Raw genomic sequence first — 12,178 nt, 5'->3', positions numbered from 1 at the left:
GATCCACGGACCGGACGGTTTGTCAGCAAAGACCCGATCAGCTATGCGGGTGGGTTGAACCTGTATGCGTATGCGCCTAATCCGGTGGAGTGGGTTGATGCGTTGGGTCTTAGTGGTTCAGGCTTGCATGCAAAATATCGTCACAACGAAAATGGGTCTCTGAAAAGTGCAACAGCAAAAATACGTACTGAAGATTTAGGTAAAGGAACAAGTACAAATTCGAGTTCACGAATTTTTGCTCGAAACTTAGGCTGTGAAGGCGATGATGCGGGCCATGCCATAGGAAATCGACTTGGCGGAAGTGGTGGCAAAAGTAATGTTTTTCCTCAGGCTCCTAGCGTCAATCGTGGAGAATTTCGTGACTTTGAAGGTGACGTAGCAGAATCAGTGAAACGCGGCAGTAATGTAATTGTTCGTGTGGTCCCGCAATACGATGAAGGATCAACCCGGCCGCATTCAATTCTGTACCAAGCCAGAGTTGACGGCAGTACTGAGTCTCGGATATTTCTTAATCCATGTTCTTGCAACTGTTGAAACGGAGATGAAATCAATGTCACCTGCAGAGAGAGTTCAAACTTTCATAAATCAGATGGTTGTGTGGGAGGCGGGCTTTCATGCTGAGAAGAAAAGCGACCATTACAAACATAGTACTGAGTACAGATGTCGTGCTGATGCTGATGCGAAAGCACGGTTGGTTGATATATTCTCTGAAAATCTTAGCGCGAAAAGCTTAAATGCTCTTGGTGCTGCTCGACTCGAAACCTTAGGTACTGGGCGACCACCTGAATATGATCAGACGGTTTTAATGGATACTGAAAATCGTTTTGGTACGGGGTGGACGGTTGAAACAAGAAAAACGAAAGGTATTAATCAGCGTTACCAATATATTTTAAAAATGGAAAGCGGAACACCTAAAATTAGTGGAGTAAATGTCTGGCGTAATAGTGCAGAAAAATGGGAGCACCGTAACGCTATCTAAATGATGTATAAGGTGTTTTTTATTTTTAGTATGCGAAATTTAAAGGCATTGGGTGGCAATGAAAGACATCATCTATTAGTGCGACTCCACCACCCACGGAAAAGTAGTACTTAACGCTTTTATCGGGACCGACTTCAACGGCAAGTCCATTGCCGGAGACTGTCATAAAGTCAGCTACCCGCTGTACAGGTAATTTCCTGATGGCGGGGGGAGGGTCAGCAGTGCCTACTCTGCTAATGCAGCTATGCGGGTGGGTTGAACCTGTATGCCTATGCGCCTAATCCGGTGGAGTGGGTTGATGCGTTGGGGTTGGCCGGACGTAAGACGTCTAAACCACGTATTGAGTTTGGCAATCATAAGGAGGGATGGCAGCATATTGATGAGCGTCATATCAGTGGAACTCATCCAGGCGGAGCTGGAGACTTGTTTCCGAAAGGAACAACTAAAGAGCAAATTTTGAAGGTGTGCGAGTGTCTGGTGAAGAAAGGTACGCGAATCAGCGACCCGAATCGGCAAATCCAAACGTTTGAAAAACGACTTAAAGTAAATGGTAGAAAAGACCGAGCGCGAGGGGTATTTGATTCCCAAGATGGCAATCGAACTATCACAGTATTTCCTGTCAGGAGTGAGTAGGTTATGTTTGAATTTTCTGTTTGCAGAAATGACACTGGCAAAGTGACAGGTTTTGATTTGGGAGATATGCAATTTTCTTTTGGGGAGAAAGAAATATCTTCAAAAGGCAGTCCCAGGCTGTTGATGATGGTTTATTTGTCGGTTGTATCCTTGGTCGATACTTTGTTAAGCCTGAAGGTTGGCAGGAAATGCGAATTTGTCGGTGTGGATTCGTCATTTTCGTTATTTTTCGAACTCCAAAGAGAGGGGGTGTTCGTATGGGTAGAAAATGAACTATTAGGGGTGTGTGATTTTTGTATATTAATCAAAGCTATTGATAAGGGGGTAGAAGGGTTTTTAAATAATGGGAATCCGCTTCCGCCTACAGACCCTGTCTATAATGATTTCCACAGTGCGCTTAAAAATCTGAAGCTGGCAGTAGCTGCATGCGAGCGAGGTTAATAGGCGTGGCGTGCAGGATTGAATAATCCGATCTGGTTTCGTGGACCAGTACCACGATCACGAAACAGGGCTGCACTACAATCGGTATAGGTACTTTGATCCACGGGCCGGACGGTTTGTCAGCAAAGACCCGATCAGCTATGCGGGTGGGTTGAATCTGTATGCGTATGCGCTTAATCCGGTGGAGTGGGTTGATCCGTTTGGGCTAAGGGCTGATAGCCCGGCACAGAAGATAAGGCGGAAGTTTTCTGCGCTAGAAGGAGCAGAAACTTCAGCGGATCGCACACGCCACCATGCCTGATGGACGTATCAGGTATTAATACAAAGAAGCACCGGCCAGAATAGCCGGTGCTACTAAAGGGCGATCTCATGTTACGGAGTTCACGCCTGCTACTAGTCAGGTACGAGCATGGGAAGAAACTTATGATCATTCAAGGGCAGTTAATCGCGTACACCCTAAGATCAATAATGGTGAAATTCTTGACTTGCCCCATTATCCGCCAATAAAAGCAGATATAGGCCAGGGAATATCCACGCCTAGTGGTAAAGCAGTAAAAAACTGCCAGTGTAGGTAATGAAAATGATTGGGTATGATGAACGCAGTAGCTTGGTTCGCGACATAATGGAGTGCCTTGAAGTGACTGCGTATAACCCAAATGTTGTCGCAAAACAGGTGTACGCCAAATCACTTGATTGTCGTTCTTATCAATATAAGGATGAAAAGTTAAACGAATTACTTGGCCGAATTATAGGGATGAGTGCTGGTGAGGAGTTTGTTTATTCACAAGACGAAATTGTAGGGAGGTTGAGAAGATGTTGGGATGAAGACGGCTCCAGTCAGGGGACTAGTATGCAATCTGAAAATGTTGGACACGCTCGCTAGTGAGTCTGTCGCCTCGCGTGCCGGGTAGATATATCCAGTGTTTTTTTTGCCTTTTGGCCTCCATAGGTATTTGGCTGCATGCGTGGTGGGACGCTAGCACTACCTGAGCCTGCAAACCCCCGGTGGTTGCCGTGTGGCACCACGAAACGCATCGCCACCACCCGCCCCGCACGGATGGCCACAAAGTCAGCTGGCTGACCTACGGCAGCGGTCACCTGCACGGGCATGCCTGCTCGGCAAGCCCGCTCATTCATCATGCGTTTCAGCAAACAGGCGGGTAATCAGGCACGCTGTCCGGCCACGGGCTGAGGACTTCGAAGCCGTTATCGGTGACAGCCACCATGTGCTCCCATTGGGCAGACAGCGAATGGTCCTTGGTCACCACGGTCCATTGATCGGCCAAGGTTTTTACGTGGCGTTTGCCAGCGTTGAGCATGGGCTCGATGGTGAAAATCATGCCGGTTTTCAATTTCATGCCTTGGCCCGGGAAGCCGTAGTGCAGTACTTGGGGTTCATCGTGGTACACCTTGCCGATGCCGTGGCCGCAGTATTCGCGTACCACGCTGTAGCCTGCTTTCTCGGCCAGGGATTGAATGGCATGCCCGATATCGCCCAAGGTCGCACCGGGGCGCACCACGCGAATCCCGGCGCACATGGCGTCGTAAGTGGTTTTCACCAAGTGGCGGGCCTCAGGGCTCGGTTCTCCCACGAAGTACATGCGGCTGGTGTCGCCGTACCAGCCGTCCTTGACCACCGCGATATCGATGTTGACGATATCGCCGTCTTTCAGCGGGATGGCCGACGGGATGCCGTGGCACACGACATCGTTCACCGAGGTGCAGACTGTTTTCGGGAAACCGTGATAACCCACGTTGCCCGGGATAGCCTTCTGCACGTTGACGATGTAGTCATGGCAGAGTTTGTCCAGTTGGTCAGTGGTCACGCCGGGTTTAACGTGTTCCGCGATCATGGCCAGGACTTCGGCAGCCAGCATGCCTGCCAGTTTGGACTGAGCGATTTGCGCCGGGCTGTTGATGACGACGTGGTTTCTCATTGATCGGCCTGCGATACGGTTTCGAGGAGGGAAGCGTTAACTGTCAGTTCGCTCAGGGACTTGAGGTCCAGACCGCCCGCCAGTTCGGCGCGTATCAGCAAACGGCAGATGTGGTTGTGGTCCAGGTCAGGGTGTAGCTCGCTCAGCATGCCGATGCGCATCCAGTGTTCGGCTTGCGCGTTGATAGAGCGGCTCAGCGCATTGCTCGCGAGCCGCAGGTTTTCGTGCATGGGGTCTGAAATTTTTACGATGCCCATTGGTACGCTCAATATGAAATGCACATGAAACGTATACTAAGCGATTGTTCTGGGGGAGTGAAAGGCCGGATTGCGCCTTTGCGCAGTGGGACAGCCCTTGCCGCTTGTGTGAAAAGTGGCAAGGGCGCTCAGGTTTTTACGATTTGGACAGGTGCACGCGGGTCACACGCCGTTCTTCGACTTCAGTGACGGTCAGGTTCCAGTCCTGCCATTGAATCCGGTCACCCTTGATCGGCAAGCGGTCCAGCAGGCTCATGACCATCCCCGCAACGGTGTGATAGTCGTCCGTGCTTTGGGCCGGGAACCCGGTGCGCTCACGCACCTGACTCAGGTTCAACGCGCCGCTGACGGCAAAACCGTCGTCCAGCACGTCGATGTCCGGGCCGTCGATTTCACTGGCATCCGGTAGCTCGCCCGCGATGGACTCCAGAATGTCGGTCATGGTCAGAATGCCGAGAAAATCCCCGAATTCATTGACGACAAACGCAATATGCGTCGATTCCTTGCGCATCTGTTCCAGGGCGTTGAGGATCGAGAAGCTGTCCAACAAGTTGATGGTTTTACGCGCCATGGCCTCCAGATTCGGCTGATTGCCCGCGAGTAATTCCTTGAGCAGTTCTTTCTTGTGAATGAACCCCAGCGGCTCATCAATTCGCCCTTCGCGAATGAGCGGTAAGCGCGAATAGGACGAGTGCATCAGGGTCGTACGAATGGTCTCGGGCGAATCAGCCAAGTCGATGTGGTCGATGGTGGCGCGCGGCGTCATCACCTTACGTATAGGGCGCTCAGCCAACTGCAACACGCCGCTGATCATGATGCGTTCGCGACGGTGAAACACCTCTTTGGTCTCGCCGCCATCCAGCATGTCAGCAATTTCGTCGTCCACTTCATCCGCTTCCAGCTTGCGTCCGCTCAACAGGCGCATGACGGCGTGCGCCGTGCGCTCACGCATCGGGCGTACACCTTGCAGGCTCTTTTTGCGGCGAGCACGTGCGATCTGGTTGAACAACTCGATCAGGATCGAGAAGCCAATGGCTGCATACAGGTAGCCTTTGGGAATGTGGAAGCCCAGCCCCTCAGCCGTGAGACTGAAGCCGATCATCATCAGGAAGCCCAGACACAGCATGATCACCGTCGGGTGGCTGTTGACGAAGCGGGTCAACGGCTTGCTGGCCAGCATCATCAGGCCGATGGAGAACACCACGGCAATCATCATGACCGACAAGTGCTCGACCATGCCCACCGCCGTGATCACGGCGTCCAGGGAAAACACGGCGTCCAGCACCACGATTTGCGCCACGATCGGCCAGAACAGTGCGTAGGTCGTGTTTGAGGTGCGTTCAGACACATGGCCTTCCAGCCGCTCATGCAGCTCCATCGTTGCCTTGAACAACAGGAACAGACCACCGAACAGCATGATCAGGTCGCGGCCCGAGAACACTTTGCCAAACACCTCGAACAGCGGCTCGGTGAGCGTCACCATCCACGAGATACTGGCCAACAGGCCCAGTCGCATGATCAGCGCCAGCGACAAGCCGATGACACGTGCACGGTCGCGCTGCTCCGGCGGCAGTTTGTCCGCCAGAATCGCGATAAACACCAGGTTGTCAATACCCAGCACCAGCTCCAGCACAATCAACGTCAACAGGCCTAACCAGGCCGTAGGATCTGCAATCCATTCCATAGGAATCAGTAAACCTCTTGCTTAAAACGGAAAACGACAGGCCAGGTGGTCACAGACGCGCCGACGCACGCGCGCAGCGTAGGTGTCAGGGGCAGGCCAAGCACTGAGAAAGCAAACAAGCACCGAACGGAGACAGTGCAGGGAGGTGAGGTGGAGCGATGCGGGCGTAGAGGGGCGGCGAGTGCCAAGAAGCGACTGGGAGGCTCCAGAAGGGTGTTCATATAAACCTTGCGTCAATGAGGGAGGGCAAGACTACAGCGATCCAGCCTTTTTCTGTCGTGCAGAGTTATTACAAAATTTGACTTGGTAGCCTCCAGCGTCGATCCATAAGCCGTCGCGGACTCCGGGCAAAGCAAAACCCCTGAGGCGCAGGCCCCAAGGGTTTTGCTGTTGCGGCGAACTCAACGCAACAGGTTGACCTTGGCTAGATCAATCAATTCCCGTGCGCGGCCATCCATCACCGTTTTGAGCATGAACAGGCTAAAGCCTTTGGCTTGTTCGAAGGTTTTGGTCGGCGGCATGACCAGTTCCTGACGGGCGCTGACCACATCCACCAACACCGGCCCAGGATGGCTGAAGGCTTCACGCAGCGCGGCTTCCAGTTGCGAAGGGTGTTCCACGCGAATGCCTTTGACGCCCATGGCCTCGGCCATTGCTGCGAGGTTCGGGTTTTTCAGGTCGCAGCCCACGTCGGGAAACCCCGCCGCTTTCATTTCCATCTCGACAAAGCCGAGCGTGCCGTTGTTCAACACAATGACCTTGATGGGCAAGCCCACCTGATTCAGCGTCAGAAAGTCGCCCATCATCATCGTGAAACCGCCGTCACCCGACATCGACACCACTTGCCGGTCCGGGAAGGCTGCCTGCGCACCAATGGCTTGCAGCATGGCATTGGCCATGGAGCCGTGGTTAAACGACCCGACCAGACGCCGCTTGCCGTTCATCTTCAAATAACGCGCTGCCCAGGCAGTGGGCGTGCCGACGTCGCAGGTGAAAATGGCGTCGTCATCCGCCAGTTCGCTGACCAGTCGATTGAGGTACTGCGGGTGAATGATGTCGCTGTTTGGCCCGCTTTCGGCCAGCGCATCGAGGTCTTCCCGGGACTTTTTGTAGTCCTTGAGGGCCGCCTCCAGGTGATCACTGTCGGCGTTTTGTATGACCTTGGGCAACACGGCCTGTAACGTCAGCTTCACGTCACCCAGCAACCCGAGCTGTAACGGGCAACGGTTGCCCAACGCCTCGGGACGCAAATCGATTTGCGCAATATTGCCGTGCTCCGGGAAGAACTGACGGTACGGAAAGTTGGTGCCCAACATCAGCAACGTATCGCAGTTCATCATCGCTTTATAACCGGACGCAAAGCCAATCAGGCCGGTCATGCCGACGTCATACGGGTTGTCGTATTCGACGTGTTCCTTGCCGCGCAACGCATGCACAATCGGCGCTTTCAGGCGCTCCGCCAGCGCCAGCACTTCGGTATGTGCCCCCGCACACCCTGCGCCGCACAGCAAGGTCACTTTGCGCCCGTCATTGAGGAATGAGGCCAACTCATCGATCTGGGCATCGGCGGGGCGAATCAGGGGGGTGGCAGGCTTAAGCCAGCCAGGCACTTTGGCTTGCGTGGTTTGCAGGGCCACATCCCCGGGAATCACCACCACCGCCACGCCGCGTTTGGCGATGGCCATGCGCATGGCGCGCTCCAGAATCTGCGGCAACTGCTCGGGGTGCGAGACCAGTTCCACGTAATGGCTGCATTCCTTGAACAGGCTTTCGGGGTGGGTGGCCTGGAAGTAGTCAATACCGATTTCGCTGCTGGGAATATGCGCGGCCAGCGCCAGCACCGGTACGCCGCTGCGATGGGCGTCGAACAGGCCGTTGATCAAATGCAGGTTGCCGGGACCGCAGCTGCCGGCGCACACCGCCAGTTCACCGGTCAAATGCGCCTCGGCACCGGCGGCAAAGGCCGCCGCTTCTTCGTTACGCATGTGAATCCACTCAATGTGCTCCTGGCGGCGCAACGAGTCGGTAAAGCCGTTCAACGAGTCGCCCACCACGCCAAACACGCGCTTGACGCCTGCCTCTTGCAGGGTTTCGGTGATGTAATCAGCAACCGTTCGGGACATGGGAGAGGCTCCTTGAAGTAAGAATACAGACGGCTTGAGTCAGCTGAGTAACCGTTGCCCAAGCAGGATAGACACAGAATCCGACCTTGCCGTGGATGCATACGTTCGATGAAAAGATGTTCATCAGGGCACGACCAGCGGTATCGCTTCGCGATCAGATCCCTTCATATGTTTAGCGGTTGGCCACGCAAAGGTTGATAAGTCTGTATTTAAGCGCGCTGCGGCGCATGGGAGGCTGCAGGTACTTTTTCGGTATTGGTTGCAGGTATGAGGCTTGGCCTTATAGAGATTCAACATCAGTGGCTGTCAGGCGTGTACGCGCGCTCAGAACGGCCGCAGCTGGGTGTTGTCCCCTGCGCCACCCTTGATTTGTGTGATCTTCCTTGTGAACTTGCGTTTTGGGCTTTGTTTCACTGCCGCCATGCGCGCCCCCCGGATACCCGTTGTGTTGGCTGATGTTGATCAACCGCGCCTCTTCGCGCCTGTCTGATACGCCTTTTTAACGAGTATTCCCATGAGTGCCGCCCCCCTGTTTGCCCCCCTGCAAGAAGCCTTGGACTTTCTGGCGTTGCACCCGGATATCGAGATGTTTGAGTTGTTTATCCTCGACAACAACGGTGTGCCGCGCGGCAAGTGGCTACACCGCGATGAACTGCTGGCGGTCTACGAAAGCGGCCGCCCGCTGCCGAGCACCATTCTGGGCCTGAGCATCAATGGCGACGATGTGGAAAATACCGGTCTGGTCTGGGACGTGGGTGATATCGACTGCCGCGCCTACCCGTTGAGTGGCAGCCTGCAACCCATGCCGTGGCGCCAGATACCGATGGCAGCGGTGCAGGTCAGCATGCACCCTGAACAAGGGATGCCCGCCACTGTGGCTGACCCACGGCATCTGCTGGTCAAAGTGATCGACGGGCTAAAGGCCGACGGCTACTACCCGGTGATGGCGGCGGAACTGGAGTTTTACTTGCTCGACCAAAAGCGCGACAGCCAAGGGCGGCCGCAACCGGCGCTTGATGCCGACGGTCAACGGCCACGGGCAACGCAGGTATACGGCTTGCGTGAACTGGAGCAAATCGAGCCGTTTTTGGCCGATCTGTACAGTGCCTGCACACTGCAAGGCATTCCGGCACGCACGGCCATTTCCGAATACGCGCCGGGGCAAGTGGAAATTACCCTTGAGCATCGTACCGACGCGTTGCAGGCGATGGACGAAGCCGTGCGCTACAAACGACTGGTCAAGGGCGTGGCGCACAAACACGGGATGGCGGCGTGCTTCATGGCCAAGCCATTTGACGATCTTGCCGGGACAGGCATGCACATGCACGTCAGCCTGGCCGACAAAGACGGCAACAACCTGTTCGCCAGTGAAGCGCCCGCAGGAACACCGCTGCTCAGACAGGCCGTGGGCGGCATGCTCAGTACCTTATTGGACTCACTGCTGATGTTTTGCCCGAATGCCAATTCTTATCGGCGCTTTCAGAGCAACAGTTACGCGCCGCTGGCGGCGACCTGGGGCGTGGACAATCGCACCGTGAGCCTGCGAGTGCCGGGCGGCCCGGCCTTCTCGCGGCATATCGAACACCGGATTTGCGGCGCCGATGCCAATCCGTATTTGGCCGCTGCGGCCATTCTGGCCGGTATACATCGCGGGATTCGAGAGCAGCGCGATCCGGGCGCCCCGGTCGAGGGCAATGGTTATGCGCAGGCCGCCGAGCAATTGCCCACTGACTGGCTGACGACCCTGCGGGCCCTTGAACGCTCCGAATGGGCCAAGGAGGCGTTTGGCCCGGCGTTTCTCAACGTCTACCTGGCGGTCAAAAATGCGGAATACCGACAGTTCATGGGCGAAGTGGGCGAGCAGGACTGGCGCTGGTACTTGCAGCAGGCCTGATCGCCCAACGGAGTGAGCGGCTATCCGCCGCTCTTGTCAGGACTAAACGCGTGGCTCAACGGGCGAAGCGGCCGGGAAGGCCACGAAGGTTTTCATTCTTTCCTGACAATTTTTTCACTGGCGTCCCATTAATCTCTTCTGCGAATAACTTCAAACCACAAGAGTTCGCGGGCCATGTCATCGCAGCCACCTTCCACCATTGAGCTTGAATTTGCTGAAAGCTACGACCGTGAGCATGCTCAGGTGTGCAGGGACGTGGGGCCTGTAGGCGTGCTCCAGCGTCTGACAAGGTGGCGTGAACGGTCGCTGATCCGGCGCGCGCTGAAAATCGCGGGCGAGCCAGGGCTGGTACTGGATCTGGCGTGCGGCGCGGGGCGTTTCTGGCCATTGCTGGCCGAACACGGCAACCGGGTGATTCTGGCCGCAGACCCGTCCGCGGGCATGTTGGATCACGCACGTACTCATCATTCCTCGGGGTTGCTGGCGCGTATTACCTTGTTCCAAAGCTCGGTGTTTACCATCGACATGTCGGAAAACGCTGTGGACTGCATTTTTTGCATGCAGTTATTCCATCATGTGCGTGACAGCGAACACCGTCTGGCGATTTTGCGCGAATTGCACCGGGTCAGCCGTGACACCTTGATCCTCTCCCTGTGCATCAAATCCTCACATTACCCGCAGCGCATTTGTGTGGCCAAGGAGGAAGTTGAAGCTCAGTTTTCAGAGGCGGGTTTCAGCATTCTCAAACAATACGATGTGCTGCCCGGCCGGGGAGCGGGCAGCATTTTTGTGTTGCGCAAGGAAACCTAATCCAACGCTTGAAGCAGGGTGTGAGCCAGCTTTACCCGGGCTTCGTTCGGATAATTTTTGTTCGCAAGGATGACCACGGCCTGTTTTTTGGCTGGCACGAAGGCGATGTAGCCGCCAAAGCTATTGGTTGAACCGGTCTTATTGATCCACACCTCGCGCTGCGGCGCGAGAGGCGGGTCAAGGGCAACGACCGGTTGTGTTTCATACACCATTTGACTGGCGTTACCCTCGAGCAATGCCTCAAGTCTGACCGGGTAAGGGTATTGCTCCCACACCAGATCCTGCGTCATGGGCCCGACACGGAAGTAACCAGTATGGGTGGCATTGAGCGCGCGTCGAAGCGTCTTGCTGACCTGACCCACGCCTGCGTTCAATTCAGCGAAATGAGTCAGATCCCGTACCGTGGTTTTCAGGCCGTAAGCCTCATCCGCCAACACGCCACCGGTTAAACGCACGGGTGCACCTTCTTTGTTGTAACCCTGGGCATAGCGGGGCATCTCGCTGGCAGGCACCTGCAAGTAGCTGTTTTTCATCCCCAGGGCAGGTAACAGCTGATCTTGCAGGGCTTGCGTGTACGGCAGGTGCATGCGTTTGGCAGTGATCACGCCCAGCATGCCGATGCTCGGGTTGGCATAGCTGCGCTGGGTTCCCTGCGGGTAGGCCGGTTGCCAGGCGATGAGGTAGTCCATCAGTTGCGCGTCGTTTTGAACGTCATCGGGCACCTGCAATGGAAAACCGCCGGCTGTGTGGGTGGCCAGCCCGATCAGCGTGACGTTGCCAAAAGGGGTGTTGCGCAATTCGGGCAAATAAGAACCGACCGTTTGATTGAGCGACAGTTGCCCGTTGGCTTGGGCGTAAGCGGCCAGGGTCGCGGTCAGGGTTTTACTGATAGAGCCCACTTCGAACAGCGTATCGGCGGTCACAGGGGTAGCGTCCGCTTTGGATGCGACGCCGTAGGTGTAGAACTGTTGTTTGCCATTGACACTGATGCCGATAGCCAGACCCGGCACGTTGTATGCCTGCATGACGGCGTTGGCCGCTTCCTGCACGGTGGCGTCGAGAGGGCTGGCCATGGCGGGTAATACCATGGCGTTTGAGCCTGCCAGTAAAAAGGCAGTAGCGGTGCGTTTCAACAATTGGCGCATACCGGCGTCCTGTTCGATGAAAGGTTGGCATCAGGCGGGGAGGGAAGGCGTGTTGCAAGACCGCCTTGTCTCGGGATGTTTCAAAATGACGTCAGTCTGGCGCATCGCATCACAGCTTAAGTCATGGGCGCACTGCTGTGCGATGCGGGAGCCGGCACAAACGCTACGTTTAAAGAGAGCGCGCGTGAAGGTAGACACCCAAATCCATGTAGGTATTTTCGTCAGCAAGTTTGTCAGTCAATCGCCGTAACAGCCTGATGCCGATATATACTGCG

The 12,178-nt window shown here is 55.4% G+C and carries 11 protein-coding genes and 1 pseudogene; 7 read left to right on the top strand and 5 right to left on the bottom strand.

Features of this window, described 5'->3' with window-relative positions:
• The 5 genes and pseudogenes from CJF39_RS14705 to CJF39_RS14680 all read left to right on the top strand — a co-directional run.
• Positions 1 to 534, top strand: a 534-nt coding sequence (locus CJF39_RS14705; protein ID WP_170942688.1) for a DNA/RNA non-specific endonuclease, incomplete at its 5' end; no start/stop codon positions are given.
• Positions 535 to 550: 16 nt separating this feature from the next.
• Positions 551 to 979 carry a hypothetical protein gene (locus CJF39_RS14700; protein ID WP_170942687.1) on the top strand — a complete coding sequence of 143 codons (429 nt, stop codon included), beginning with the start codon at positions 551 to 553 and terminating at the stop codon, positions 977 to 979.
• A 636-nt stretch (positions 980 to 1,615) separates the two neighbouring features.
• Positions 1,616 to 2,053 carry a hypothetical protein gene (locus CJF39_RS14690; RefSeq protein ID WP_094994068.1) on the top strand — a complete coding sequence of 146 codons (438 nt, stop codon included), beginning with the start codon at positions 1,616 to 1,618 and terminating at the stop codon, positions 2,051 to 2,053.
• A gap of 15 nt (positions 2,054 to 2,068) precedes the next feature.
• Positions 2,069 to 2,261: pseudogene (locus CJF39_RS23705) on the top strand (RHS repeat-associated core domain-containing protein); the annotation flags it as partial.
• Between the two features lie 372 nt (positions 2,262 to 2,633).
• Positions 2,634 to 2,936, top strand: coding sequence for a hypothetical protein (locus CJF39_RS14680; RefSeq protein ID WP_212555981.1), 303 nt, complete (start codon positions 2,634 to 2,636; stop codon positions 2,934 to 2,936).
• Positions 2,937 to 3,198: 262 nt separating this feature from the next.
• On the opposite strand, the gene map is transcribed toward CJF39_RS14680, so the two are convergent.
• From map to poxB, 4 genes are all read right to left on the bottom strand, one after another.
• The gene (gene map / locus CJF39_RS14675; protein ID WP_094994066.1) at positions 3,199 to 3,990 is read right to left on the bottom strand and encodes a type I methionyl aminopeptidase; all 792 of its coding nucleotides are present in this window, start codon (positions 3,988 to 3,990) and stop codon (positions 3,199 to 3,201) included.
• A complete protein-coding gene (locus tag CJF39_RS14670) occupies positions 3,987 to 4,247 on the bottom strand; it encodes a ParD-like family protein (protein ID WP_094994065.1) in 261 nt (86 codons plus the stop codon). The genes map and CJF39_RS14670 overlap by 4 nt, the downstream gene beginning before the upstream one ends.
• Before the next feature lie 136 nt (positions 4,248 to 4,383).
• A complete protein-coding gene (locus tag CJF39_RS14665; RefSeq protein WP_094994064.1) occupies positions 4,384 to 5,931 on the bottom strand; it encodes a TerC family protein in 1,548 nt (515 codons plus the stop codon).
• Between the two features lie 401 nt (positions 5,932 to 6,332).
• Positions 6,333 to 8,054, bottom strand: coding sequence for a ubiquinone-dependent pyruvate dehydrogenase (gene poxB, locus CJF39_RS14660; protein ID WP_094994063.1), 1,722 nt, complete (start codon positions 8,052 to 8,054; stop codon positions 6,333 to 6,335).
• A 514-nt stretch (positions 8,055 to 8,568) separates the two neighbouring features.
• Between poxB and CJF39_RS14655 the strand changes: the two genes are divergently transcribed.
• Together CJF39_RS14655 and CJF39_RS14650 are read left to right on the top strand one after the other, a co-directional pair.
• A complete protein-coding gene (locus CJF39_RS14655) occupies positions 8,569 to 9,948 on the top strand; it encodes a glutamine synthetase family protein (protein ID WP_094994062.1) in 1,380 nt (459 codons plus the stop codon).
• A 174-nt stretch (positions 9,949 to 10,122) separates the two neighbouring features.
• A complete protein-coding gene (locus CJF39_RS14650) occupies positions 10,123 to 10,758 on the top strand; it encodes a class I SAM-dependent methyltransferase (protein WP_094994061.1) in 636 nt (211 codons plus the stop codon).
• Here the strand turns inward: CJF39_RS14650 and ampC are convergent.
• Entirely contained in the window at positions 10,755 to 11,903 is a 1,149-nt protein-coding gene (ampC, locus tag CJF39_RS14645) for a class C beta-lactamase (protein ID WP_094994060.1), read from the bottom strand. The two genes, CJF39_RS14650 and ampC, sit on opposite strands and share 4 nt — an antisense overlap.
• Between the last annotated feature and the right edge of the window lie 275 nt (positions 11,904 to 12,178).

The organism is Pseudomonas lundensis (assembly GCF_002269125.1).
Taxonomy (GTDB): domain Bacteria; phylum Pseudomonadota; class Gammaproteobacteria; order Pseudomonadales; family Pseudomonadaceae; genus Aquipseudomonas; species Aquipseudomonas lundensis_A.
Note: the sequence above shows the minus strand (reverse complement) of the source record. Positions and strands in the feature narration are given on the sequence as shown.

What these genes read in the sequence shown, in the direction of transcription:
- poxB (WP_094994063.1), bottom strand. Translation starts at nt 8,054, where the DNA reads ATGTCCCGAACGGTTGCTGATTACATCACCGAAACCCTGCAAGAGGCA.
- map (WP_094994066.1), bottom strand. Translation starts at nt 3,990, where the DNA reads ATGAGAAACCACGTCGTCATCAACAGCCCGGCGCAAATCGCTCAGTCC.
- CJF39_RS14650 (WP_094994061.1), top strand. Translation starts at nt 10,123, where the DNA reads ATGTCATCGCAGCCACCTTCCACCATTGAGCTTGAATTTGCTGAAAGC.
- CJF39_RS14655 (WP_094994062.1), top strand. Translation starts at nt 8,569, where the DNA reads ATGAGTGCCGCCCCCCTGTTTGCCCCCCTGCAAGAAGCCTTGGACTTT.
- CJF39_RS14680 (WP_212555981.1), top strand. Translation starts at nt 2,634, where the DNA reads ATGATTGGGTATGATGAACGCAGTAGCTTGGTTCGCGACATAATGGAG.
- CJF39_RS14700 (WP_170942687.1), top strand. Translation starts at nt 551, where the DNA reads ATGTCACCTGCAGAGAGAGTTCAAACTTTCATAAATCAGATGGTTGTG.
- CJF39_RS14665 (WP_094994064.1), bottom strand. Translation starts at nt 5,931, where the DNA reads ATGGAATGGATTGCAGATCCTACGGCCTGGTTAGGCCTGTTGACGTTG.
- CJF39_RS14670 (WP_094994065.1), bottom strand. Translation starts at nt 4,247, where the DNA reads ATGGGCATCGTAAAAATTTCAGACCCCATGCACGAAAACCTGCGGCTC.
- ampC (WP_094994060.1), bottom strand. Translation starts at nt 11,903, where the DNA reads ATGCGCCAATTGTTGAAACGCACCGCTACTGCCTTTTTACTGGCAGGC.
- CJF39_RS14690 (WP_094994068.1), top strand. Translation starts at nt 1,616, where the DNA reads ATGTTTGAATTTTCTGTTTGCAGAAATGACACTGGCAAAGTGACAGGT.